Here is a 23,381-nt window from a genome sequence, read left to right as displayed (position 1 = left end):
CGGCGGTGAGTTTATGCGCTCTGCACATAAGCGGCGATCATTGCCGTAACTGTGGGTTATAGATTCGTCCGGACGTATGCACAGCACACATGAAGGACGAGACTCCGCTGGGGTTCGGGACTCGCTGCGTCCACGCCGGGCAGCGCGCGGACCCGGCGACGGGGGCGGCGGCCCCGCCGCTGTATCAGACTTCCTCCTACGAGTTCCCGGACGCGGACACGGCCGCGGCCCGGTACGCGCTGGAGGACGACGACCACGTCTACTCGCGCATCAGCAACCCGACCGTCGGGCTGCTCGAGGACCGCCTCGCGTCGCTGTCGGGCGGCGTCGGCGCGCTCTGCACCGCCTCGGGAATGGCCGCGCTCGACGCCGCGACGCTGGTCCTCGCCGAGAGCGGCGACAACGTCGTGAGCGCCGCCTCCATCTACGGCGGGACCCACGCCTACCTCTCGCACACGGCCCGCAGGCGGGGGATCGAGGCGCGGTTCGTGGACACGCTCGACGTTGACGCCTACGCCGAGGCGATCGACGGGGACACCGCCTACGTCCACCTCGAGACCATCGGCAACCCTTCGCTCGTCACCGCGGATCTCGAGCGGATCGCCGACGTGGCCCACGCGGCGGGCGTTCCAGTACTGGTGGACAACACGTTCGCGACGCCGGCGCTCTGTCGGCCGATCGAGCACGGGGCGGACCTGGTCTGGGAGTCGACGACGAAGTGGATCCACGGCTCGGGCACCACCGTCGGCGGCGTCCTCGTCGACGGCGGCACCTTCCCGTGGGAGGAGTACCCCGAGAGGTACCCCGAGGTCGGCGGCGCGAACCCCGCCTTCCACGGGCTGAACTTCGCCGAGCGCTACGGCGAACGGGCGTTCACCGAGGCCGCCCGCCAGCGCGCGCTCCGGTCGCTCGGCGACGGGCAATCGCCCTTCGACGCCTGGGTCACCCTCCAGGGACTGGAGACGCTCGCGCTCCGGATGGAGCGCCACTGCGCCAACGCGCAGGTCGTCGCCGAGTTCCTCGCGGACCACCCCGACGTGGCGTGGGTCACCTACCCGGGACTGGAGTCCCACGAGACCCACGGCCTGGCCACCCGGTACCTCGACGGCGGCTACGGCGGCGTGATCGCCTTCGGCCTGGAGGACGGCTACGAGGGCGGCAAGCGCCTCTGCGAGGACGTACGCCTCGCGCGCTTCCTCGCCAACATCGGCGACGCCAAGACGCTCGTCATCCACCCGGCGAGCACGACCCACGCGCAGCTGGACGAGGCGGCCCAGCGTGCCAGCGGGGTGACGCCCGACCTCGTCCGCCTGTCGGTCGGCATCGAGGATCCGGAGGACATCGTCGCGGACCTGGAGCGGGCGATAGGCACATGACCGAACGCGTCTCCCTCGGCCCCTTCGAGTTCGCCTGCGGCGAGTCGATCCCCGACCTCGAACTCGCCTACGAGACCTACGGCGAGTACGACGGCGGGAACGCGGTGCTGGTCTGCCACGCGCTCACGGGGAGTGCCCACGTCGCAAACGTCGCGCGGACCGGAGCGGAGGAGTCGGGCGTGCGAGGCGGCGGCGGTCGAACCGCGCGCGACACCGACGGCCAGGCCCGCGCCTGGTGGAACGACGTCGTCGGCCCGGCGAAGGCGATCGACACGACGGAGTACTTCGTCGTCTGCGCGAACGTCCCCGGCTCGTGCTACGGCTCGTCCGGTCCGCCCGCGACGAACCCCGAGACGGGCGAGCCCTACGGAACGGACTTCCCCGCCGTCACCGTCGCCGACTGGACCAGGGCGCAGGCGCGCCTGCTCGACCACCTCGGCGTCGACCGCCTGCACGCCGTCGTCGGGGGGAGCGTCGGCGGGATGAACGCCCTCGACTGGGCGAAGCGCTACCCCGACCGCGTCGACCGCGTCGGCGCGATCGCCACCGCCGCGCGGCTCGACCCGCAGTGTCTCGCGATCGACGCCGTCGCCCGCCGCGCCATCACGTCCGACCCCAAGTGGGAGGGCGGCGACTACTACCCCGGCGACGGACCCACCGAGGGCCTCGGCCTCGCCCGCCAGCTCGGGCACGTGATGTACCTCTCGAAGAACTCGATGGACGCGAAGTTCGGTCGCCGGGCCGCCGGGCGCGCCGTCCCGGACACCTTCCCGGCGGACCCCGGCGCGGGCTTCTTCACCTACCGGGACGTGGAGTCGTACCTCGACTACCAGGCCGAGCGCTTCGTCGACCGCTTCGACGCCAACAGCTACCTCTACCTGACGCGGGCGATGGACGACTACGACCTCGCGGAGGGCTACACCTCGGACGCGGACGCGCTCGCCGCCTTCGACGGGCAGGCGCTCTGCGTCTCCTACACCGGCGACTGGCACTTCACCGTCGAACAGGCCGAGACGGTCGCCGAGGCGTTCCGCGCGACGGGGACGCCGACGGCGCACCACATCATCGAGTCGGACCACGGCCACGACGCCTTCCTCGTGGAGCCGGGGAAGCTCGGCCCCGCGCTGCGCGGCTTCCTCGCCTCCGGCGTGCGCGCCGGCCCGATCACCGACACCGCGAGTTCCACCGACCGGCCGAGCCAGTTCGCGCCGGTGCACACGAGCCTGTTCAGCTGACCGGGGCGCGACGGCGCTCCTCGATCGCCTCCTCCAGCGCGTCGGCCCGCTCGTCGGTGAGAACGCCCGCCAGATCGAGCAGCGAGCGTTCCCCGGCGAGCCTGAAGATCACCTCCGAGAACGTCTCGTCCTCCCGCTTGTGCGCCGCGAGGCGCTCGTACGCCTCCTCGGAGAGCCGGATGCTCTTCGACACGTGCAGACAGTCGTATGCAGGGCCGGTTTCAACCCTCCCCGACCGTCCCCGAGTGATCGCGATACACCGGCGACTGTTCGCGTGCCCGCGGCTCACGAGCGGAGCGTCACGACGGCGACCGTCCCGAGGACGGTCGCGAGGACGTACGCAGGATGCGCGATGGCGAGATCGACCGCCAGCGCCGGGAGTTGTGCCTCCGGCGCGACGGCCGGACCGCGCAGCGCGTCTCGGGCGATACCGTAGAGGCGACCCGCCGCCAGCAGGGCCGCGATCCCGCCGGCCACCCGAAGCGGATTGTCGCTGATCCAGCCCAGCACCCCGGCAGCTACGCGACGCGGAAGCCCGACGAGCCACGACAACACCATCGCACGCCCACGGATGTCACCTCGTATGATAAACCTTCGTCAGACGCTCATCGCGCTAGACGACCCGCCGCGTCGAGAGGACGTCCGCGAGTTCGGCCATCGACTCGACGACGACGTCGCAGACGGGCGCGACGGCCGGCTTGGGGGCGAAACCCACTGCGAGGCCGGCGACCTCGAGCATCGGGAGGTCGTTCGCGCCGTCGCCGACCGCCGCCGCGTCCGCGAGGTCGATCCCGAGATCCGCCGCGAGACCGGCGAGCGCGTCGTCCTTCGTCCCCTCGACGAGCGGCCCCTCCACGTCGCCGGTCAGTTCGCCGTCGACGATCGGGAGGCGATTGGCGACGACCGAGTCCACGTCCACGCCCCCGGCGTCGAGGGCGGCCCGGACGCCCCGCTCGAACCCCCCGGTGAGAATAGCGACGTGGACGCCCGACTCGCGGAGCGTCCGAATCACGTCCGCCGCGCCCGGGCGGAGCGCGACGTCGCCGTAGGCGCGCTCGGCGGCCGCCTCGGGCAGGCCGTCCAGGAGCGCGGCGCGCTCGCGCAGGCTCGTCGCGTAGTCGATCTCGTCGTTCATCGCCCGCTCGGTGATGGCCGCCATCTCCGCGGCCACCCCCCGCTCGCGGCCGAGCAGTACCGTCATCTCCGAGTCCGAGAGCGTCCCGTCGAAGTCGAACGCGACGAGGTCCATGTCGAGCGGTGGGTCCCGGGGGGCTTGAAACCCGCCGAAACCGGACGCCTGCAAGGATAGCCGCGGTCGCAAAGGGTTATCCCCACCGACCATCAGGGGCAGACATGAAGATACTGGTGACGGACCCCATCGCCGACGCGGGGTTGGAACGGCTCCGCGAGGCGGGCTACGAGGTCGTCACGGCCTACGACGTCGAGGGTGCGGAACTGCGAGAGGAAGTGCGCGACGCCGCCGGGCTCATCGTCCGGTCGGGAACCGAGGTGACCGAGGACGTCCTCGCCGCCGCCGGTGAGCTCGTCATCGTCGGGCGGGCCGGCATCGGCGTGGACAACATCGACATCGACGCCGCCACCGACCACGGCGTCATCGTCGCCAACGCCCCCGAGGGGAACGTCCGCGCCGCCGCGGAGCACACCGTCGCCATGGCGTTCGCCGTCGCCCGGTCGATCCCGCAGGCCCACGCCCGCCTCAGAACGGGCGAGTGGGCCAAGGGCGAGTACCTCGGCACCGAGGTGAACGACAAGACCCTCGGCATCGTCGGCCTCGGACGCGTCGGCCAGGAGGTCGCGCGGCGGCTGAGCGCCCTCGGGATGGACCTCGTCGCCTACGATCCGTACATCAGCGCGGAGCGCGCCGACCAACTGGGCGCGGAACTCGCGGACCTGGAGGAGGTGCTCGACCGCGCCGACTTCCTCACCGTCCACACGCCCCTCACGCCGGAGACGGCGAACCTCATCGGCGAGGAGGAACTGCGTCGGCTCGGCGGGGGATACGTCATCAACTGCGCCCGGGGCGGGATCGTCGACGAGGACGCGCTCGCCGCGGCCGTCGAGGAGGGCGTGATCGCCGGGGCCGCCCTCGACGTGTTCGCGGCCGAACCGCTCTCCGAGGACAGCCCCCTGCTCGACGTCGACGACGTGATCCTCACGCCCCACCTCGGCGCGAGCACGGAGGCCGCCCAGGAGAACGTCGCCACCAGCATCGCGGACCAGGTGATCGCCGCGCTGAACGACGAGCCGGTGTTGAACGCGCTCAACGCCCCGTCGGTGGACAAGCGCGCCTTCCCCCGGGTCCGGCCGTACATCGAACTCGCGGAGACGGCCGGACGCATCGCCGTCCAGCTGTTCGAGGGGCGGGTCAACGCCGTCGAGGTGGAGTACGCGGGCACCATCGCCGAGGAGGAGGTCGAGATCGTCACCGCGAGCGCGCTCAAGGGCGTCTTCCGCCCGCTCGAACTGCGCGTCAACACCGTGAACGCCCCGCGCGTCGCCGAGGAGCGCGGCATCGACGTGACGGAGTCGAAGACCAGCCAGTCGGACGTGTTCCAGTCGCGGGTGAGCGTCATCGTCACCGACGGCGAGGACGACATCCGGGTCTGCGGGACGCTCTTCGCGGGCGACGACCCGCGGATCGTCCAGATCGACGGCTACCGCGTGGACGCCATCCCCCACGGCCACATGCTCGTCGCGCGCAACTACGACAAGCCGGGCGTCATCGGCCTCATCGGGACCGTCCTCGGCGAGAACGACATCAACATCGCAGGGATGTTCAACGGCCGCGAGACCATCGGCGGCGAGGCGCTCACCGTCTACTCGCTCGACAGCGAGGTGCCCGACGAGGTCATCGACCGACTCGAGGAGGACGAGCGCATCATGCGGGCGCAGTACCTCGCGCTCAACAACCACGCGAAATAGGGCAGAGGACATTTCTACCCCTGGCGGACTGAAAGGGCGAGCGCTCTGAACGAAGTCCGAACCCGCAAGCACTGGAGCGACCGGAGGGAGTGAAGTCGTTCGAGAGAGCGAAGCTCTCTCGTGATGACGAAAGGCGCTGCGCGCCTTTCGAACCACGCGCAGCGTGGTTCGCACGAGTTCAGAGCGCGAGGGCTTTCGAGGTGTTCTCGGCTACTGTCGAGTCGGAACCGTGACCTCGAAAGCCCTCGCGCTCTCGGGTCGGGGGGCTCGCTGCGCGCTCTCTCGCTCCGCTCGTTCGCGTGCTTACTTCGCCCGCCTTCCCCGAGAGCGCTCGCCCTTTCAGTCCGCCAGGGAGTTCATTTCGTCACACCTCACCTCGTCCCGGTCACGACGTCCACGCCAGTTCCAGCTGCAGCGTCGCGGTGCAGGTCGGTTCGCGGTCGGTGTCCTCGCGGCCCTCGTCCTCCAGGTACCCGCGACAGCGTCCGAACTCGACGATGTCCATGAGGTGCGCGGGCGATCCACACTCCGGGCAGTCGAGGTAGTAGCCGTCGTCGGCCTCGTGCCATGCGTCCGGTTCGAGTTCCATGCGGGCGGTCTCCTCCATCACGGTCGTAACTACTCGTTCGACGGGGATGTGACTACCGGCGGTCGTCGGGAAACGCTCGATCCCGAGGATCAGTCGCCGCCGAACGGCGCGGTCGGTCGGTACGGTCGAACGGCGCTCCCCGGCGTCAGCCGAGGTGGTCGAGCACCGCGTCCGCGTCGTTGGGCACCGGCTCGGGTTCCGTCCCGGCGGCCGCGGCGGCGTCGGGGTCCTTCAGCAGGTGGCCCGTCGTGAGACAGACCACGTCCTCGTCCGCGTCGACGACGCCCGACTCGCGGAGCTTCCGGAGGCCGGCGACGCTCGCGGCGGAGGCGGGTTCGACGCCCACCCCCTCGCGGGCGAGGTCGCGCTGGGCGTCGGTGATCGCCCCGTCGGTCACGGCGACGGCGGTGCCGCCCGTGGCGCGGATGCCGGGCAGGGCCTTCGGCGCGTTGACGGGGTAACCGATGCGGATGGCCGTCGCGCGCGTCTGGACGTCGTCCCAGCGCTCGACCGCCTCGCGTCCCTCCTCGATCGCCTCGACCAGCGGGGCGGAGCCCTCGGCCTGCACGGCGGTGATCTTCGGCACGTCGTCGTCGGTGAGCGATCCCGCGCGGACGAGTTCGCGCAGCGCCTTGTAGAGCGCCGCCGTGTTACCGGCGTTCCCGGCCGGGAGGACGATCCGATCGGGGTAGCGCCCCTCGTCGGCGTGGAACCCCTCCAGGAGTTCGAAGAAGATGGTCTTCTGGCCCTCGAGGCGGAAGGGGTTGAGCGAGTTGAGCAGGTAGGCCTCCCCGCGCTCAGCGAGCGCCTGAACGACCTCGAGGCAGTCGTCGAAGTTGCCGTCCACCTCCAGGATGCGCGCGCCGTGGAGGCTCGCCTGCGCGATCTTTCCGGCCGCGACCTTCCCCGCCGGGAGTAGCACGAGCGTCTCCATCCCGGCGCGCGCGCCGTAGGCGGCGAGCGCGGCGCTCGTGTTGCCCGTCGAGGCGCAGGCGAGGCGCTCGACGCCCAGCTCCCGGGCGACCCGCACGCCGACGGTCATCCCGCGGTCCTTGAAGCTCCCGGTCGGGTTCATCCCCTCGTGCTTCACCCGGAGGGTTCGAACGCCCACGTCCTCGCGCAGGCGGGGGACCTCGTGCAGCGGGGTGTCGCCCTCGGGGAGCGAGACCCCCGCCTCGAAGGGGAGGGCGGCGGCGTAGCGCCAGACGCCGCGGCCGCTGAACTCCTCGAAGGTGGGGTAGCGGTCGTAGCGCACCTCGAGCAGTCCGTCGCACTCGGGGCAGGTGTAGACGACCGCCGCGAAGGGGGCGAGCGTCGCGCCGCACTCGATGCAGGCGAGCCAGACGCCGTCGTCGGCCGCCTCCGGGACGCGCGTCGAGAGTTCCAGCTGAGCCATTGCCGGGAGGTCGGCGCAGGGAGGCAAACGTGTGGCGGTCCGCACGTGTTCTGCCGGTGTCCCGAGGCACGCTGTGACCTACTGACGCAACACCAGCCACAGGAGTAAAATCAATCAAACAATAGTAAAAATATAAACGTATAATACCGCCGACCGACCGCCTCCACTCGCAATGAGAGACGGTCTCGATCGACGGACGTTCGTGAAGGGTGCGGGAGCGACGGCGGCGGGCGCGGCGCTCGGCGTCGGCACTGCGACCGCGGACGAGGAGGAGCGCGACCGGGAGACGAAATCGTCGACCCGATCCGACGAGGAACCGGCCGTCATCGCCCACCGCGGGTTCGCCGGACAGTACCCCGAGAACACGGTCGGCGCGGTCGAACTCGCCGCCCGCGGTGGACGCGGCCCGGCGGCGGCGCGGCGGGGCGCGGACATGATCGAGATCGACGTCGTCCCGACGGGGGACGACGACGTCGTCGTCTTCCACGACGACCGCCTCAGCGAGCGGGACGGCGGCGAGCGCGGCCTCACCGACGCCGACGGCGTCGTCTGGGAGACGCCCACCGAGGAGGTGCTCGACGCCGAGGTCCTCGGGAGCGGGGAGACGGTGCCGCTCCTGACGGACGTGATGGACGCCATCCCGACCGGCGTCGCCGTGAACGTCGAGTTCAAGAACCCCGGTTCGTTCGACGTGCGCTTCGCCGAGAAACTCGACGAGGACGAACTGGCACAGCAGGAGGAAATCTGGCGGCCGTTCACCGAGCGCGTGATCGATATCGTCGCCGAGTACGACAACGAGATCCTCGTCTCGTCGTTCTACGAGGCGGCCCTGTCCACGGTCCGCGAGGCGGCCCCCGAGATCCCGGTCGCGCCGCTCCTGTGGAACTCCATCGAGGACGGCCTCGAGGTCGCCCGGCGCTACGACGCCGAGGCGGTCCACCCGCCGTACAACATGATCCGCGACACGCCCTTTTTCGCCGACCCCTACTACACGGAGGGACCGTGGGAGGGCGTGGACCTGCTCGCCGTCGCCCACGAGGAGGGCCGCGAGGTGAACGTCTACACGCTCGGCACCTGGTACCAGGCCCAGGAACTCGCCGCCGCGGGCGTCGACGGACTCATCGTCGACTACCCCGGCCTGCTCGGGTTCGGCGCGCGGCGCTGAGCCGAACTACTCCCCCGTCGCACCGGTGCCGTCGCCGTACTCGTCGATGCGGTCGTGGACGTACGCCGCCCACTCGTCTAGGGTCTCGTGGAGCAGTTCCTTCGCCTCCGGGAGCGGCGTGGCGGTGTACTGGTAGACGTGGCCGCCGCCGTCGAGCAGGCGGCGCTGGCGCTCGGCGAGGCCCTTCTCGCGGAGCGTCGAGAGCGAGCGGTTGACGTTAGAGCGGTCGCGGTCGACGACCTCCGCGAGTTCCGCGACGGTGCTGCCGGGGTTGTCGAGGAGGGCGAGGTAGGTGTTGCTCTCGTGGCGCTGGATCCCGAAGACGCACGAGAGGACGTCGGCGAACTGGGGTTCCTCGTCGAGCATCAACTCGCGAAAGCGGTCCGGACTCGGCTCGGCGTCCATGCGACCACTAGGGTCGAACGCCGGATAAATCCCGCCGTATCCCGACGCGCCCGTAGAGGCGGACTCACGCCTCGGCCGCATATCCCATCTTCCGGAGACAGCCGCGCATCTCCTCGGCCGTGGCGTGCTTGTGCAACCGCGTCGGCGTGTCGCAGTAGTACGTCTCGCCGTCCCACCTGAGGGTCACCTCGTGGACCTCCCCCAGGAACTCCGTCTCGACGACGACCCGCTTTCCCGCCGAGAGGGCCTCCAACACCTCGTCCGCCGTCCACTCTCCGGCCGCGATAGTCACGTTACTCACGCGTTGGTCACCGACGGACGATAGACGCTCTCGCGTAATGATGCCTCGGATGTGCGCCCGCGCTCCTCGACGTACGCCCGAAGTGCGAACCCGGCGCTCGACGGGACGTTTCCGTTCCCGCGTTCCCGTCGCGCTAGGCATCCCACGTCTCGTGGAGGACCCGCCGCCAGTTGTCGCACGCGACGGCGCGCACCTCGCTCCCGTCGAACCCCCGCTCGCGGAGGGCGTCGAGGACGGCGGGGAGGCCGGTCGCGTTGTCCGCGGGACTCTTCGAGTCCCGCGCCACTCGCGGGTGCCACGCTGGTGTCAGCGGTGGCAGTCGAGTCGCTCGGGCCGTTCGACCCGTCCGTACCTTTATACCAGAAAACGGAACCAGAGTCCCCGTGCGCTGACTCCCGTCGCGGGGTGTCTGCGGTTGCGCGACGCCACGCCCCGCGAGCAGCCCGCGGCGTCGCCTGTCCGCCCACGTTTTGCCGCGGTCGCTCGCTGCGCTCGCTCCCTGGCAAAACCTGGACTAAAACCGCGTCTCATCCCCTCGCTGCGCTCGGGGATTCGGCGCGTCCGCTCGCTCGGCCGTCGGCCTCGCTCGCGGTTCTCAACGCCAGACGCTGCGAACACCGCCCGCGGCGTCGACAGTCCGCCCAGGTCACTGGCTCACTCCAGCAGCGTCACCAGCAGCGCCTTCTGGGCGTGCATGCGGTTCTCCGCCTGGTCCCACACGAGCGCGCGGTCGCTCTCGAGGACCGCGTCCGTGATCTCCTCGCCGCGGTGGGCGGGCAGGCAGTGCATCACCCGCGCGTCGGTCCCGGCGAGCAGCTCCTCGTTCACCTGGAACCCCTCGAAGGCCGCCAGCTTCTCCGCGCGCTGGTCCTCCTGACCCATGCTCACCCAGACGTCCGTGTAGACGACGTCTGCGTCCCGTGCGGCGTCCGCGGGGTCGTCCGCGAGCGTCGGCGTCGCTCCCAGTTCGGCCGCCCGGTCGAGCACGTCGTCGTCGATCGCGTACCCCGGCGGCGTGACGACGGTGAGGTCGACCCCCGTCATCGCACAGCCGAGGACGAACGACTGGGCGACGTTGTTCCCGTCGCCGATCCAGGTCACGTCGACGTCGAAGCCGCCGAACGCCTCCCGGATCGTGAGGAGATCGGCGAGCGTCTGGCAGGGGTGGGCGTCGTCCGTGAGCCCGTTGACGACGGGAACCGTCGCGTGAGCGGCGAGCTCCTCCAGGTCGGCGTGGTCGAACAGCCGCGCCATGACGACGTCGACGTACCGCGAGAGCACTCGCGCGGTGTCCTTGAGGGGTTCCCCGTGTCCCAACTGGATGTCCTCCGGCCCGAGGAACATCGCGTGGCCGCCGAGCTGCGTCATCCCCGTCTCGAAGGAGACGCGGGTGCGCGTGCTCGGCTTCTCGAACACCATCGCGAGGGTGCGGTCGGCGAGCGGCCGCTCGCTCGTGCCGTCGGCGAGGGCCGCCTTCGTCGTCGTCGCGCGGTCGAGGACGGCCAGCAGTTCCTCCGCGGTCAGGTCGCCCACGTCGAGGAAGTGCCGGACCATCACGACCCACCCCGGAGCGTCGCCGCCACGGCAGCGAGCACCTCGACGGAGCGGTCGAACTCCGCGAGCGGGAGGTGCTCGTTCGGCGCGTGGTCGAGATCGGAGTTCCCGGGGCCGTAGGTGACCATCGGGCAGTCCCACACCCGCGCGAAGAGGTTCATGTCGCTCGTGCCGGTCTTTCGCAGGAGGCGGGGGTCGCCACCGTGTTCGCGGATCGCGACCCGGAAGGCGCGGGCGACCTCCGTCCGGTGGCTCATCATCACCGGCGGGACGAAGTCGTGCCAGCGGACGGTGCCGCCGTTCAACTCGCCGTCGGCGCGCTCGCGCACCTCCTCCACGGAGTACGCGGGCGGGACGCGGAACTGCACCTCCATCGTCGCCTCCACGGAGAGTCCGTCGTCGCTGACGCCCCCCTCGACGCCGACGGGCTTGGGCGTGACGCGCTCGAAGACGGGCGTCCACTCGTCCTCGGCGAAGGCGTCGGTGACGCGCCCCCACCAGCCGAAGGCGTCCTGGATGGCGTTGTTCTCCGGGCGCGAGGAGTGCCCCGACTCGCTCGTGGCGACGTACGTCCCCGAGAGCAGGCCGCGGTAGCCGAGCGTGATACCGTTCCAGCCGGAGGGTTCGCCGTTCACCACCGCGTCCGGCTCCTCGCGGCCCGACTCGATGAGGTGGCGAGCGCCCGCCGACTCGCGCTCCTCCTCCACGACGCCGACGAAGCTGACGCCCTCGCGGACCGCCGCGACCGCCATCGCCGCGAGCGGCCCCTTCGCGTCCACGCTCCCGCGACCCCAGAGGGAGGGTTCGCCGCTCTCCTCCCCCGGGGCGATCTCGACGGGGATCTCGCCGGGGACCGTGTCGACGTGCGACGTGAGGAGCGCGCTGTCGTCCGCTGGCGCGCGGACGTTGCCGACCTCGTCGGTCCACGCCTCGCGGTCGTGGCGCTCGAAGAAGGCGACGAGGTGGTCGGCGCAGGCGCGCTCGTTGCCGCTCACGGAGGGCGTGGTGACGAGCGTCCGGAGCAGGTCGCGCGCCTCCTGGCGCGCGACCGCGGTCGCCGCCCGGCTCATCCCACCACCTCCGCGATCGCGTCCACGACCGCGTCGCAGTGCTCGCGCTCGACGATCAGCGGCGGGAGCAGCCGGAGGACCGTCCTCCCGGCCGGGAGCGCGAGCACGTGGTGGTCCATCGCCAGCCTCGGCAGCAGGCGGTTCGCCCCGCGCTTCACCTCGACGCCCAGCATCAGGCCCTCGCCGCGGATGTCGCGCACGGCGTCGCCCACGGCGGCGTCGAGTTCGCCCGCGAGGTAGTCGCCCGTCGCGGCGGCGTTCCCCGCGAGATCCTCGCCCTCGATCACGTCGAGCGTGGCGACGGCCGCCGCGCAGACGACGGGGCCGCCGCTGAACGTCGAGCCGTGGTTGCCCGCGTCCGTCGCGATCCACTCCCGGCAGAGGGTCGCGCCGACGGGCAGGCCGCTGGCGAGACCCTTCGCCGTCGTGAGCACGTCCGGCACCACGTCGCGCGCCTCGCAGGCCCACGTCGTCCCGGTGCGCCCGAGGCCGGTCTGGATCTCGTCGAGCACCATCGCCGCGCCGTGCTCGTCACAGGCCTCCCGGACCGCCCGCAGGTAGCCGTCGGGCGCGGGGTTGACGCCGCCCTCGCCCTGAACGGGTTCGAGGACGACCGCGGCGGTGTCGTCGTCGACCGCGTCCGCCATCGCCGCCGCGTCGCCGTACTCGACGAACTCGAAGTCGCCCGCGAGCGGTTCGAACCCGGCCTTGTACTTCCCCTTCCACGTCGCGGCGAGCGACCCCATCGTGCGCCCGTGGAAGCTCCCCGTGGTCGCGACGACCTTCGAGCGGCCGGTCGCGTGGCGGGCGAACTTCAGCGCCGCCTCGTTGGCCTCGGTGCCGGAGTTGCAGAGCCACGCGTAGTCGAGGTCGCCCGGCGCGCAGTCGGCGAGGCGGTCGTACAGCTCGTCGCGCACGTCCACCGGGTACGACCCCTGGACGTACAGCAGCCGTTCGAGCTGGTCGGTCGCGGCCGACACCACGTCGGGGTGGCAGTGGCCGGTCGGCGTCACGGCGTAGGACGCGCCGAAGTCGAGGTAGCGCGCGCCCGACTCGTCGTAGAGGTGGGGCCCCGCGCCGCGAGCGATGCGAATGGGTTTCTCGGAGAAGACGAATCCGGTCATGTCAGAGCCTCCGGCGTGATCGTGGTGCCCGTCCCGGAGAGGGCGGCGGAGACGGGCGCGTCGGCGTTCGCGCTCGCGACGACGACGCTCCTCGCGCCGCCCTCGAGCGCCTCGGTCGCGGCCATCACCTTCCGCGTCATGAACCCCTCAGCGGCCTCGTCGAGGCGCTCGTAGGCCGCGGGCGAGTCCACGCGCTCGATGACCGAGTCGGGGTCGTCCACGTCGGCGAGGACGCCCGGCACGTCCGTCAGGAGGACGAGGTCCGCGCCGAGCGCGCCCGCGATCGCGGCCGCCGCGCGGTCGGCGTCGGAGTTGACCGCGAGCCACTTCTCCCCGTCCTTCGCCAGCATGGGGACGGTGACGACGGGCGTGTACCCGCCGTCGAGCAGCGTCTCCAGCAACTCGCCGTTCACCTCGGCGATGCGCCCGGAGTGATCCCCGCGGCGGATCTTCCTCCGGCCGTCCTCGACGACGCGGACCGCCCCCTTGCGCGGGCCGGTGAGGAGGCCGCCGTCCACGCCCGAGAGGCCGACCGCGTCCGCGCCCGCGTTCTGCAGGCCGACGACGAGGTCGGTGTTCAGCTTCCCGGGCAGCACCATCGAGAACACCTCCATCGTGCGCTCGTCGGTGAACCGCCCGACGACGCCCGCGGGCGTCTCGACGTACTCGGGCTCTTCGCTCATCGCCTCGAGCGTGTCGTCCACCGCCGTCGAACCGCCGTGGACGACGACCACGCGCTCGCCTCCCTCGGCGAGCGAGGCGATGTCGGCGAGCGCGCCCTTGGGGTCGACGGCGCGCGCGCCGCCGATCTTGACGACGACCGTCACGCGGCCCACCTCCGACGATCGGTAGATCTGCCACGTGGGGCGGGAATGGAAGGGGCTGCGCGCTGGACGAAGCACGGACCTGCAAGCACCGAAGCGAACGGAGTGAGCGAGGAGCGCAGCGTGGTCTTCGTGAGCGGAGCGAACGAAGGCAGGGAAGTCGCAGCCCGCGCAACGGAGTGAGCAGGACCGTCTTCCCGTGGTCGCGCGAGTCCAGCGCGCGGGGGCTTCCGAGTTACAGTCTCCGTCGTGGTTTCCGTTCCTGTCGCGGTTCCCGTCCCCGTCGCGATCACCGATAACCCACACTGACGAGAGGAGATAGTCACGTCCATCTAGGGTGCCCCCACGGGATGCAGCCCCGCGAACTCCAGTCCGGCGGTCTCCTCGAACCCGAGGGCGACGTTGGCCGCGTGGACGGCCTGCCCCGCCGATCCCTTCATCATGTTGTCGATCGCCGAGAAGACGACCACGCGCCCGTTGCGCGGGTCGAGTTCGAAGCCCACCTCGGCGACGTTAGTTCCGGCGACCGCCTTCGGCTCGGGGTAGCGGTAGACGCCGCCGCCGCCGGCGACCGTCCGGACGAACGGCTCGTCCTCGTAGGCCTCGCGGTACGCACCCCAGAGGTCGCCCTTGGTGACGGGGTCGTCCGGGAAGACGTGGCAGGTCGCGCTCGCGCCGCGCACCATGTCCACCGCGTGGACGGTGAAGGCCACGCGCGTGCCGAGGTACGCCTCGATCTCCGCCTCGTGGCGGTGGCCCGTCGGCGCGTAGGGGCGGACGACGCCCGAGCGCTCGGCGTGGCTGGAGGCCTCGCCGCCGCCCGCGCCGCCCTCCGAGGAGCCGACCTTCACGTCCACGACGATCCGCTGGTCACCGTCTCGCGGGTCGCTCCCCTCCCCGCTCGACTGCTTCGCGGTGCTGCGCACCGCGCCGTCGATCACGCCCGCATCGACGAGCGGGAGCAGTCCGAGGACGGTCGCCGTCGCGTTGCACCCCCCGGCGGCGATGAGGTCCGCGCCGGGCAGTTCCTCGCGGTTCAGCTCGGGGAGCGCGTAGGTCGCCTCCGCCAGTAGCTCGGGGCGCTCGTGCCCGTCGTACCACTCGTCGTAGAGGTCGGCGCTGGGCAGGCGGAAGTCCGCGGACAGGTCGACCACGGTGTCCGCGGCGTCGCGGAAGGCGTCCACGTGCTGCATCGAGACGCCGTGGGGCGTCGCCGCGAACAGCACGTCCACCGACTCGAGGTCCTCGGGATCGGTGAAGCGCAGGTCGAGTTCCCGGAGGTTCGGGTGGGCGTAGCCCACCGTCTTCCGGGTGTACTTCCGGCTGGTCGCCTGGACCACCTCGAACTCGGGGTGGCCGGCGAGCAGACGGAGGAGCTCCCCGCCGGTGAAGCCGGACGCGCCGACGACCGCCGCGGTCGTCCGGCTCACGCGGATACCTCCGTCGCCTGCGCGGCCTTCGACTCCAGCCAGTCGGCGACGCGGGCGGGCACGTCCACGTCGGTGGCCTCGGTGAGCGCCTTGAACTCGACGGTGTGGTTCACCTCGTGGATCGTGTAGCCCGAGGCGGTCTCCATCAGGTCCACCCCGAGGAGGCCGCCGCCGACGGCCTCGCTCGCGCGGGCGACGAGCTCCGCGACCTCGTCGTCCACCGCGAACGTCTCGGTCGTCGCGCCCTTCGCGGCGTTGGTCAGCCAGTGATCGGAGGAGCGAGCCATCGCGGCGATCGGCTCGCCGTCGACGGCCAGCACGCGGAGGTCGCGGTCGGGCTTCTCGACGAACTCCTGGACGTAGAACACCTTGTGCTCGTAGTGGCCGAGCGTCTCCTTGTGTTCGAGGACGGCCTCGGCCGCGCTCCGGGAGTCGATCTTCGCCATCAGCCGACCCCACGACCCGACGACGGGCTTGAGGACGCAGGGGTAGCCGAACGACTCGATGATGTCGAGCGCCGCGTCGGCGGTGAACGCCACCTCGGTCTCGGGGGTCGGGACGCCCGCGTCGGCGAGCGCGAGGCTGGTACGTACCTTGTCGGCGCAGATCGTCGCCGTCTCCGGGGCGTTCACCACCGGGATCCCGTAGCTCTCGACGAACTGCGTCGCGTAGATGCTGCGGCTGGTGGCGAGACACCGGTCGAGGACGAGGTCGCAGTCAGCGAGCGACGCCGGCGGTTCGCGCAGGCCGAAGCGCTGGGAACGCACGTCCACCTTCTCGACCTCGTGGTCGCGCTCGCGGAGCTCGTTGAGCAGGAGCTTCTCGTCCCGCCGGATCCGGGAGTAGAGCACGCCGATCCTCATCGACCCACCTCCGCTCCGCGTCCGTTCGCGTCCGCGCCGACCGTCCGCATCCTCACTCCCCCCAGTCTTCTTCGAGCTCGGGCGCGGTCTCGAGCGTCACGGGATCGACCTCGATGACCTCGAGCTCCGCGCCGCAGGTGTCGCAGTCGATGATCTCTCCCACTTCGATGTCGTCGTACAGGGTCACGTCGGACCCGCACTCGGGACAGGTTGCCATTGTACTTCCCTCTCCCACGCAGGGACACTTAAATCCGTCGAACTTATCATAAAAATTATATTACTACACCCCTCTCTGCGCGCGTTTCAGGCGGTTTGGCCGCGTTTGCAGACGTTCTGCAAATTGTATGTGTGTGCTCGTCCCCGAGGGGACGGCGGCACCGGTCCCGGTCGTGGCACCGGTCGCGGTGCCGGGCGCGGTCGCCCCCGGTGCGGCGGTCGCGCCGGCGGAAGCGTCGGCTCACACATAGGACGACACCTCGGCGGCGAGTTCGTCCGCGGCCGCCTCGAGCGAGGCGCGACGGTCGGCGAGCGCCGACTCGTCCGCCGCGAGCGCCGACCCGGCGGCGTCGAGCTGGGAGGCGACCGCCTCGGGGGCGGGGCCCCCGACGGAGTCGCGGCTCTCGACGCTCCGCGCGGGGTCGAGAGCCGCCTCGACGGCGGCGGGATCGACGTAGGTCGAGAGCGGTTCGTCGAGCACCTCCGCCGCGGCGGCCTCGACGGCGGCGACGTCGGCACCCTGCTCCGCCGCGTGACTCGCGGCGGAACCGCTCGTCCGTTCCGCGGCGCGTTGCGCCGCGACAGCCACCACCTCGTGGGCCGTCCGGAAGGGCAGGCCGTGCCGGGCGAGCAGGTCGGCGACGCCCGTCGCCGTCGAGAAGCCCTCGCCGGCGGCCGCCGCGAGTTCCGCCTCGGACCACGTCGCGGTCGCCACCGCGCCCGCCGCGACCTCCGTCGCCTCCGTCACGGCGTCGACGGCGCGCCAGGCGTGGGGCGTCGCGCGCTGGAGGTCGCGGTTGTACGCCCGCGGAAGCCCCTTGAGCGTCGTGAGCAGGCCGTCGAGCCCGGCGCTCGCGTCCCCCGCGCAGGCGCGGACGAGCTCGAGCGTGTCCGGGTTCTTCTTCTGGGGCATGATCGAGGAGGTCGAGGAGTAGTCGTCCGAGAGGTCGACGTACCCCCTGTTCGCGAAGAGGACGAGGTCCTCGGCCAGCCCGGAGAGGGTCGTCGCCAGCACCGCGAGCGCGCCCGCCGACTCCGCGAGGAAGTCGCGGGCCGCGGCCGCGTCCATCGCGTTGTCGACGACCTCGTCGAAGCCGAGGAGTTCGGCCGTGCGCTCGCGGTCGACGTCGAACGTCGTCCCCGCGAACGCCGCCGCGCCGAGCGGCGAGCGGTTCACCCGCCCGTAGGCGTCGAGCAGGCGGGCGGTGTCCCGGCGGAGCGCCTGCTCGTAGGAGAGCGCCCAGTGGGCGACGGTGGTCGGCTGGGCGGGCTGGAGGTGCGTGAAGCCGGGCATCACGGTCTCGACGTGTTCCTCGGCAACCCCGGCGAGCGACTCGCGCAGGAGGAGCGTCGCCTCGACGGCGTCGAGCAGGTCCTCGCGCAGGCGGTGGCGGATGCACGCGGCCACCTCGTCGTTGCGCGAGCGGGCGGTGTGCATCTTCCCGCCGACGGGGCCGATCTCGTCGATGACGGCCGTCTCGATGGCCGCGTGGACGTCCTCGCCGTCGGGAAGCGACCCGTGGCCGTTTACCTCGACGATGTTGAGCGCCGTGAGGATCCGGGCGGCCTCGTCGTCCCCCACGATTCCACGCTCGGCGAGCATGACCACGTGCGCGCGGTCGACCGCGAGGTCGGCCGCGAAGATGCGCTCGTCGGCCGCGAGCGACGAGAGGAAGCTCCGCGCGGGGCCGCCGCTGAAGCGGTCGCGGCGGACGACGTCGCTCCCGTCCTCGCCGGTCATCGGTTCACTCCCCGTCGCCACCGTCGGTCAGCAGCGCCTCCTCGGTCCCCTCGACCGACTGCTCCTTCAGGACGGAGTTGGCGAGGCGCGACTGGAAGCCGTGGTACTTCGCCACGCCCGTCGCGTCGGCCTGCGCGATGCCGTCGACCGTCTCGGTGTTGAACGAGGCCGCCGACTCGGAGTAGACCGCGTAGTCGCTCTCGCGGGCGACGGCGCGACACTGCCCGCCCTCCAACTTCAGGGTGACGGTGCCCGTCACGCGCTCCTGGGTCGCGTCGACGAACCCGTCGAGGGCGGTCACGAGCGGCGCGGCGAGCAGCCCCTGGTAGGCCTTCTCGCCCCACTGCCGGTCGACCTGCGCCTTGAACGCGCGCTCCTCCTGCGTCAGGACGAGCCCCTCGAGCGCCTCGTGGGCTGTCAGCAGTGCCGTCGCCGCCGGGTGCTCGTAGTTCTCGCGCACCTTCAGCCCGAGGATGCGATCCTCCATCAGGTCAGTGCGGCCGACGCCGTGCGCGCCCGCGAGGTCGTTGAGCTCCGCGATGAGGGCCGCCGAGTCGAGTTCCTCGCCGTTCAGCGAACGCGCGTAGCCGTCCTCGAACCCGACCTCGACGAGGTCGGGGTCGGCGCTCCCGGGCGTCTCGGTCCACTCGTAGATGTCCTCCGGCGGGACGTAGCCCGGGTCCTCGAGGTCGTCGCCCTCGACGGAGCGGCTCCAGAGGTTCGTGTCGATGCTCCACGCGCCCTCGTTGCCGCCCTCGACGGGCAGGTCCTTCTCGGCCGCGTACTCGATCTCCCACTCGCGGGTGAGACCGAGTTCGCGCACCGGCGCGATCACCTCCAGGTCGGAGTCGCGCCAGACCGCCTCGAAGCGGAGCTGGTCGTTGCCCTTCCCCGTGCAGCCGTGGGCGACGGCGTCGCAGCCGTGCTCCTCCGCCACCTCGAGTATCGCCTCGGCGATGACCGGGCGCGCGAGGGCGGTCCCGAGGGGGTAGCCCTGGTAGTCGGCGTTGGCGCGGACCGACCGGAGACAGAGGTCGGCGAACGCCGCCGTCGCGTCGACGACGTAGTGCTCCAGGTCGAGCGCCTCGGCCGTCTCCTCGGCCTCGTCGAACTCCTCTGCGGGTTGGCCGACGTCGACCGTGACGCCGATCACGTCGTCGTAGCCGTACTCTTCCTTCAGCAGCGGTACGCAGACCGTAGTGTCGAGCCCGCCGGAGAAGGCGAGCGCGACCGTCTTCTGTGCCATTGTGGGTGAATCTCGTGCGTGTATCGTGTGAGTCGAAAGCGATGCGAACCGGGTCGGTGGGGGTGAGTGGAGTAGGGCCTAACGGCCCGGTCGCGGTCGCACGAGAACGAGTCGGCACCCGCCGCTGGCGAGGGAGCCACCAGCGCCGAGACGGGTCCGTGTCATTATCGAATCCGTACGGCCGACGCCACATAAACCTGACCCGAACGGCAATCTCCGCCGATATGCGTCTGTGACACAGACGCACGAATCGAGGACGCAGAACCTGCCTACCGGGGGCTGACTCGCGAAACGAATTTCCACCGATGGGCGGACACTTCCGACGTTCATATATGTCGAGCGCGGTACGCGGTCGATCGGGCCGTATTTCGCCCGTCGATCGTTCCTTCTCGAAGGAGGGGCGACAGTATATCCGAGCGGGGCGCCACACACACGGCGTGTACAGCCTCAACGCCCCGCTCTCGCCGGCCGCGGACGCGCTCGTCGCGGACCTCCAGGGCGACCTCCCCGCGGGCGTCCGCCCCCGACACCGCCCGACGCTCGTCGTGAAGCGCCTCGGCGGGGGCGATCACCGACGCGTCGCCGCCCGGAGTCGGGCGGCGCTCTCCGACGCCCCGGCCTGCGCCGCCCGCGTCGACGGCCTCGGGACCTTCGACGGCCCCACCGGTCCGATCCTCCACCTCGTCGTCGAGAGTCCCGGTCTGTGCCTCCTGCACGACCGACTCTGCGCGGCGTTCGATCCCGTGGCGGGCATCGAGGGGGCGGACTACGTCCCGCACGTCACGCTCGGCCGGGGCGGCGACCCCGGGGCGGTCGCGCAATTCCGCGATCGCGACGTGCCGCCCGTCGCGTGGACGGTCGACGAACTCTGGCTGTGGGACGCGGACCGCCGCGAGCGGATCGGTTCGCTCCCCCTCGGCCGGTAGCGGCGGCGAACGGGGGCGAAAGTGCGCGGTGGTGACGGACCGGTCAGGGGGCCGGCGGTGCGCCCGCCCACGCGTCCATGTCGGAGTAGAAGTTGAGCATGGCGAAGCGGAGCTTCTCGGGCTGGACGTCGATGGTCTCGACGCGCTCCTCGGGCGGGAACGTCTCGGCGACGCTGTACTTTCGCATCTCCCGGCGCGCACGACCGGTGTAGCGCTCGTCCAGGAGGATCCGGACGCCGAAGTCCTCCGGCGAACGGACGACGCGCCCGAGCGCCTGTCGGGTCTTCCTGATGGTGGGCACCTCGACGGCGTACTCCCAGCCCGGGTCCTCGCGCCCCGCGTCCGCGAACGCCGTCGCGTAGGCGTCCTGGACCGCGTCCATCCGATCGTCGAGGTGCGGGTACGGGACCCCGACGACCACGACCGTGCGGGCGTCGTCGTCGTCGAAGCTCACCCCCTCCGCGAGCGTCCCCCAGAGCGAGGTGAGCAGCGCGCCGTTGCCGTCCTCGACGAACCGCCGGCGCAGCTCCTCGACCGGCGTGCCCGGCTCGTCGAGGTAGAGCGTCGCGTCCACCGAGAGCAGGTCGTGGTAGCGCTCGGCCTCGCGGTAGCTGGGGAAGAACAGGAGCGCGTTGCCCGGCGTGAACTCGACCGCGTCCTCCAGCACGCCCGTCACCTCCCGCTGGGTGGCGGGGTCGTCCCGCCGGCTGGCGAACAGCGCCGGCACGTCCACGGCGTAGGTGCGACGGCGCTCCTCGGGGAACTGCGCCCCGTAGGCCATCGTGACGGGGGCGTCCCCCTCGTCACCCCCGGCCCGGGGGCGCTGGCCGTCCGATCCGTCCGCGCCGCCCAGCCCGAGCACGTCGGCAAGCACGTCGAACGGTCGGAGCGTCGCGCTCATCAGCACGCTCGCGGCCAGCTCGTCGAACAGCGGCTCGGTCACCTGCCGCGGGATGCAGGTGTACAGCTCCGCGCGGCCGTACACCTCGTCCGATCCTCCATCGCGCCGGACGGAGACGACCGGGTACTGGCCCTCCTGGTCCGAGTCGCGCAGCCAGTCGTCGACGAACGTGGCGGCCTGGAGGACGCGACACTCCCTCCTGGTCCGGGTCTCGCCCTCCTTGTACGCCTCGTGGTACCGCCGGTCGAGCGCCGCGCCGAGTTCGAGCGCCTCGTCCAGGTCCTCGTGGATGCCCCGGCCGGTGTAGGCGTCGAGGAAGGCGAGCGTGAGGTCGTCGCGCCCCCGCTCGTTCGTGATCGAGAGGTCGTACCACGAGTCGCCCACGGCCTCGCGCTCGCCGAACGCCAGCGCGTCGTCGTACGTCGCGACGAGGGCCTCCCGGAACGCGCGGACGACGTTCCGCGCGGCGTCGGCGCGGGCGTCCGTCACCTCCTCCAGCTCCGCGAGCGCGCCGTCGAGCGTCGGCTCCGCGAGCGTCCGGGTCGCGTGGTCGCGCGCGGCGTCCTCGACGTTGTGCGCCTCGTCGAAGACGACGATGACGTCCTCCGGATCGCGGCCGATCCACCGGAAGAACTGCTCTCTGATCGTCGGATCGAGCAGGTGGTGGTAGTTACAGACCACGAGGTCGACGCCCTCCATCCCCTCCTTCAGGAGCTCGTAGCCGCAGAACCCCAGCTGCCCGGCGCGCTCGTAGATCTCCTCCGGCGTTCGCACGTCCTCGAACAGCCAGCCGTAGAACTCGTCCGTGTCGCCGGTGAGGTTCTCGTAGTAGTGCTCGCAGGTGGCCGCCTCCCGCAGCTCCTCGAGCTCGTCGTCGAGCGCGTCGAGTTCGTCCATCACCGCCTGACGCCCCTCGGCCGCCCCGGCGTCGCCCCGCCGGGCCTCCTCCAGGAGTTCGTCGCCGCGGTCGCCCAGGTCGCCGCGGTCGCGCTCGGCCTCCACCAGCGACCGCGTCGTGTCGCGGAGCGCCTGGCACTCCTCGTAGCCGACGTCGATGTGGCACATCGACCCCTTCCCGCGGAAGACGACCGCGCGGATCGCCTCCTGGCGGGTGATCGCGCGCGCCTCCTCGATGAACTGCCGGGTCTGCTGGTGGACGTTCGTCGTGATGACGACCGTCTTTCCCGTCCGGCGGGCGTGCTCGAGCGCCGGGACCAGCGCCGCGAGGGTCTTCCCGGTCCCGCAGGCCCCCTCGAAGAGGACGTCCCGGCCGTCCTCGAGCGCCGACGAGATGGTCGCCATCGCCTCGCGCTGGTGGTCGTACGGCTCTCCGTACGGGAAGAAGCGCAGGTACGCCGGCTCGCTCACCTCGGTCACTGTGAGCGGATTGTTCGGGATCGGTTAAAAATCCTCACACCCACCTTTTGCTGCGCTCGGCGCGCTTCGCGCGCCTCGCTGGCAAAAGCTGGACCAAAAGCCTCCTCACCCCCTCGCTCCGCTCGGGGGTTCCTTGGCCCGCTCGCTCGGCGCTTCGCGCCTCGCTCGCGGAGATCGTGCCGGACGGTAGCGTGGAAGGTCGGGCGTCGCCGTCGCGAGCGTTTCCACCATCGTGCTTCGATTCCTCTGCGACTGAGCGAACGCAGTGAGCGAAGGAGCGGAGGGGCGAACCCACCCTGGGAGCCGAGAGGACGTGGGAGCACGCCAGACGAGCGCCACGGGTCCGGCAGAGGGGTGAGGTGCGGTTCCTGTGGACGTTTCGAGACCGCACCTTCGGCGTACACAGCAAGGCACCTTGGCGAACAGGCGACGCCGCGGCGAGGGTGGTTCGCGGGGCGTGGCGTCGCACAACCGCGAGCGCCCCGCGACGGGAGTCAGCGCACGGGGGGTCTGGTCCCGTTCTCGGATATAAAGATACGCGACGGTAGACCGGGGGTTCCACCGCCGACGTCGGTGCGCTGGCCCGCGAGCGAACGCAGTGAGCGAGCGGACCGACGAACCCCCGAACGAAGTGAGGGGGTGAGGAGGGTTTTGATCCAGCTTTTGCCAGCGAGGCGCGCGAAGCGCGCCGAGCGCAGC

23 protein-coding genes are annotated in these 23,381 nt (G+C 71.2%); 5 read left to right on the top strand and 18 right to left on the bottom strand.

Features of this window, described 5'->3' with window-relative positions; all coding sequences use genetic code 11:
• The first annotated feature begins 89 nt into the window (after positions 1-89).
• Positions 90-1,376, top strand: coding sequence for an O-acetylhomoserine aminocarboxypropyltransferase/cysteine synthase family protein (locus P1K31_RS13990; protein ID WP_276303943.1), 1,287 nt, complete (start codon positions 90-92; stop codon positions 1,374-1,376).
• On the top strand, positions 1,373-2,611 hold the full coding sequence (gene metX / locus P1K31_RS13985) for a homoserine O-acetyltransferase MetX (RefSeq protein WP_276303942.1): 1,239 nt from the start codon (positions 1,373-1,375) through the stop codon (positions 2,609-2,611). Before P1K31_RS13990 ends, metX begins: the two co-directional genes overlap by 4 nt.
• Here metX and P1K31_RS13980 read toward each other — a convergent pair.
• From P1K31_RS13980 to serB, 3 genes are all read right to left on the bottom strand, one after another.
• Positions 2,604-2,804 (bottom strand): antitoxin VapB family protein, encoded by a 201-nt coding sequence (locus P1K31_RS13980; protein ID WP_276303941.1) that lies wholly within the window; start codon positions 2,802-2,804, stop codon positions 2,604-2,606. The two genes, metX and P1K31_RS13980, sit on opposite strands and share 8 nt — an antisense overlap.
• A gap of 92 nt (positions 2,805-2,896) precedes the next feature.
• The gene (locus tag P1K31_RS13975; protein ID WP_276303940.1) at positions 2,897-3,169 is read right to left on the bottom strand and encodes a hypothetical protein; all 273 of its coding nucleotides are present in this window, start codon (positions 3,167-3,169) and stop codon (positions 2,897-2,899) included.
• Between the two features lie 55 nt (positions 3,170-3,224).
• The gene (serB, locus tag P1K31_RS13970) at positions 3,225-3,860 is read right to left on the bottom strand and encodes a phosphoserine phosphatase SerB (RefSeq protein WP_276303939.1); all 636 of its coding nucleotides are present in this window, start codon (positions 3,858-3,860) and stop codon (positions 3,225-3,227) included.
• Positions 3,861-3,964: 104 nt separating this feature from the next.
• Here serB and serA point away from each other — a divergent pair, with 104 nt between their 5' ends.
• Positions 3,965-5,554, top strand: coding sequence for a phosphoglycerate dehydrogenase (serA, locus tag P1K31_RS13965; protein ID WP_276303938.1), 1,590 nt, complete (start codon positions 3,965-3,967; stop codon positions 5,552-5,554).
• Positions 5,555-5,939: 385 nt separating this feature from the next.
• Here serA and P1K31_RS13960 read toward each other — a convergent pair whose 3' ends face one another.
• Entirely contained in the window at positions 5,940-6,161 is a 222-nt protein-coding gene (locus P1K31_RS13960) for a hypothetical protein (RefSeq protein ID WP_276303937.1), read from the bottom strand.
• 127 nt (positions 6,162-6,288) lie between these two features.
• Positions 6,289-7,539, bottom strand: coding sequence for a threonine synthase (gene thrC, locus P1K31_RS13955; RefSeq protein ID WP_276303936.1), 1,251 nt, complete (start codon positions 7,537-7,539; stop codon positions 6,289-6,291).
• 172 nt (positions 7,540-7,711) lie between these two features.
• Here thrC and P1K31_RS13950 point away from each other — a divergent pair, with 172 nt between their 5' ends.
• A complete protein-coding gene (locus P1K31_RS13950) occupies positions 7,712-8,704 on the top strand; it encodes a glycerophosphodiester phosphodiesterase (protein WP_276303935.1) in 993 nt (330 codons plus the stop codon).
• A 6-nt stretch (positions 8,705-8,710) separates the two neighbouring features.
• Here the strand turns inward: P1K31_RS13950 and P1K31_RS13945 are convergent, their stop codons facing one another.
• From P1K31_RS13945 to P1K31_RS13890, 12 genes are all read right to left on the bottom strand, one after another.
• Positions 8,711-9,109 (bottom strand): helix-turn-helix domain-containing protein, encoded by a 399-nt coding sequence (locus tag P1K31_RS13945; protein WP_276303934.1) that lies wholly within the window; start codon positions 9,107-9,109, stop codon positions 8,711-8,713.
• A gap of 64 nt (positions 9,110-9,173) precedes the next feature.
• Positions 9,174-9,410: a DUF8001 family protein gene (locus P1K31_RS13940; protein WP_276303933.1), complete on the bottom strand. Its 237-nt coding sequence runs from the start codon at positions 9,408-9,410 to the stop codon at positions 9,174-9,176.
• 133 nt (positions 9,411-9,543) lie between these two features.
• The gene (locus tag P1K31_RS13935) at positions 9,544-9,696 is read right to left on the bottom strand and encodes a hypothetical protein (protein WP_276303932.1); all 153 of its coding nucleotides are present in this window, start codon (positions 9,694-9,696) and stop codon (positions 9,544-9,546) included.
• A 368-nt stretch (positions 9,697-10,064) separates the two neighbouring features.
• Complete coding sequence (argF, locus tag P1K31_RS13930) at positions 10,065-10,964, bottom strand: ornithine carbamoyltransferase (RefSeq protein WP_276303931.1); 900 nt, start codon at positions 10,962-10,964, stop codon at positions 10,065-10,067.
• A complete protein-coding gene (locus P1K31_RS13925) occupies positions 10,964-12,034 on the bottom strand; it encodes a [LysW]-lysine hydrolase (RefSeq protein ID WP_276303930.1) in 1,071 nt (356 codons plus the stop codon). Before P1K31_RS13925 ends, argF begins: the two co-directional genes overlap by 1 nt.
• Positions 12,031-13,158, bottom strand: coding sequence for an aspartate aminotransferase family protein (locus P1K31_RS13920; protein WP_276303929.1), 1,128 nt, complete (start codon positions 13,156-13,158; stop codon positions 12,031-12,033). The genes P1K31_RS13925 and P1K31_RS13920 overlap by 4 nt, the downstream gene beginning before the upstream one ends.
• Complete coding sequence (locus tag P1K31_RS13915; RefSeq protein WP_276303928.1) at positions 13,155-13,985, bottom strand: acetylglutamate/acetylaminoadipate kinase; 831 nt, start codon at positions 13,983-13,985, stop codon at positions 13,155-13,157. The genes P1K31_RS13920 and P1K31_RS13915 overlap by 4 nt, the downstream gene beginning before the upstream one ends.
• Positions 13,986-14,314: 329 nt before the next feature.
• Positions 14,315-15,412 carry an N-acetyl-gamma-glutamyl-phosphate reductase gene (locus tag P1K31_RS13910; RefSeq protein WP_276303927.1) on the bottom strand — a complete coding sequence of 366 codons (1,098 nt, stop codon included), beginning with the start codon at positions 15,410-15,412 and terminating at the stop codon, positions 14,315-14,317.
• A complete protein-coding gene (gene lysX, locus P1K31_RS13905; RefSeq protein ID WP_276303926.1) occupies positions 15,409-16,275 on the bottom strand; it encodes a lysine biosynthesis protein LysX in 867 nt (288 codons plus the stop codon). Before lysX ends, P1K31_RS13910 begins: the two co-directional genes overlap by 4 nt.
• A 52-nt stretch (positions 16,276-16,327) precedes the next feature.
• Entirely contained in the window at positions 16,328-16,492 is a 165-nt protein-coding gene (gene lysW, locus P1K31_RS13900) for a lysine biosynthesis protein LysW (RefSeq protein WP_276303925.1), read from the bottom strand.
• A gap of 240 nt (positions 16,493-16,732) precedes the next feature.
• The gene (gene argH / locus P1K31_RS13895) at positions 16,733-18,232 is read right to left on the bottom strand and encodes an argininosuccinate lyase (RefSeq protein WP_276303924.1); all 1,500 of its coding nucleotides are present in this window, start codon (positions 18,230-18,232) and stop codon (positions 16,733-16,735) included.
• Positions 18,233-18,236: 4 nt separating this feature from the next.
• A complete protein-coding gene (locus P1K31_RS13890) occupies positions 18,237-19,478 on the bottom strand; it encodes an argininosuccinate synthase (protein ID WP_276303923.1) in 1,242 nt (413 codons plus the stop codon).
• Between the two features lie 437 nt (positions 19,479-19,915).
• Between P1K31_RS13890 and P1K31_RS13885 the strand changes: the two genes are divergently transcribed.
• On the top strand, positions 19,916-20,404 hold the full coding sequence (locus P1K31_RS13885) for a 2'-5' RNA ligase family protein (protein WP_276303922.1): 489 nt from the start codon (positions 19,916-19,918) through the stop codon (positions 20,402-20,404).
• A 43-nt stretch (positions 20,405-20,447) separates the two neighbouring features.
• On the opposite strand, the gene P1K31_RS13880 is transcribed toward P1K31_RS13885, so the two are convergent.
• Positions 20,448-22,682, bottom strand: coding sequence for an ATP-dependent DNA helicase (locus P1K31_RS13880; RefSeq protein WP_276303921.1), 2,235 nt, complete (start codon positions 22,680-22,682; stop codon positions 20,448-20,450).
• Between the last annotated feature and the right edge of the window lie 699 nt (positions 22,683-23,381).

Source organism: Halomarina halobia (assembly GCF_029338575.1).
Lineage (GTDB): Archaea > Halobacteriota > Halobacteria > Halobacteriales > Haloarculaceae > Halomarina > Halomarina halobia.
This window is presented reverse-complemented; position numbering and strand designations above follow the sequence as displayed.

Bases quoted from the DNA above. Each gene is read 5' to 3' on its own strand.
- P1K31_RS13890 (WP_276303923.1), bottom strand. From the start codon at position 19,478: ATGGCACAGAAGACGGTCGCGCTCGCCTTCTCCGGCGGGCTCGACACT.
- P1K31_RS13920 (WP_276303929.1), bottom strand. From the start codon at position 13,158: ATGACCGGATTCGTCTTCTCCGAGAAACCCATTCGCATCGCTCGCGGC.
- thrC (WP_276303936.1), bottom strand. From the start codon at position 7,539: ATGGCTCAGCTGGAACTCTCGACGCGCGTCCCGGAGGCGGCCGACGAC.
- P1K31_RS13960 (WP_276303937.1), bottom strand. From the start codon at position 6,161: ATGGAGGAGACCGCCCGCATGGAACTCGAACCGGACGCATGGCACGAG.
- lysW (WP_276303925.1), bottom strand. From the start codon at position 16,492: ATGGCAACCTGTCCCGAGTGCGGGTCCGACGTGACCCTGTACGACGAC.
- serB (WP_276303939.1), bottom strand. From the start codon at position 3,860: ATGGACCTCGTCGCGTTCGACTTCGACGGGACGCTCTCGGACTCGGAG.
- serA (WP_276303938.1), top strand. From the start codon at position 3,965: ATGAAGATACTGGTGACGGACCCCATCGCCGACGCGGGGTTGGAACGG.
- P1K31_RS13975 (WP_276303940.1), bottom strand. From the start codon at position 3,169: ATGGTGTTGTCGTGGCTCGTCGGGCTTCCGCGTCGCGTAGCTGCCGGG.
- argF (WP_276303931.1), bottom strand. From the start codon at position 10,964: ATGGTCCGGCACTTCCTCGACGTGGGCGACCTGACCGCGGAGGAACTG.
- P1K31_RS13945 (WP_276303934.1), bottom strand. From the start codon at position 9,109: ATGGACGCCGAGCCGAGTCCGGACCGCTTTCGCGAGTTGATGCTCGAC.
- P1K31_RS13925 (WP_276303930.1), bottom strand. From the start codon at position 12,034: ATGAGCCGGGCGGCGACCGCGGTCGCGCGCCAGGAGGCGCGCGACCTG.
- metX (WP_276303942.1), top strand. From the start codon at position 1,373: ATGACCGAACGCGTCTCCCTCGGCCCCTTCGAGTTCGCCTGCGGCGAG.
- P1K31_RS13990 (WP_276303943.1), top strand. From the start codon at position 90: ATGAAGGACGAGACTCCGCTGGGGTTCGGGACTCGCTGCGTCCACGCC.
- lysX (WP_276303926.1), bottom strand. From the start codon at position 16,275: ATGAGGATCGGCGTGCTCTACTCCCGGATCCGGCGGGACGAGAAGCTC.
- argH (WP_276303924.1), bottom strand. From the start codon at position 18,232: ATGACCGGCGAGGACGGGAGCGACGTCGTCCGCCGCGACCGCTTCAGC.
- P1K31_RS13950 (WP_276303935.1), top strand. From the start codon at position 7,712: ATGAGAGACGGTCTCGATCGACGGACGTTCGTGAAGGGTGCGGGAGCG.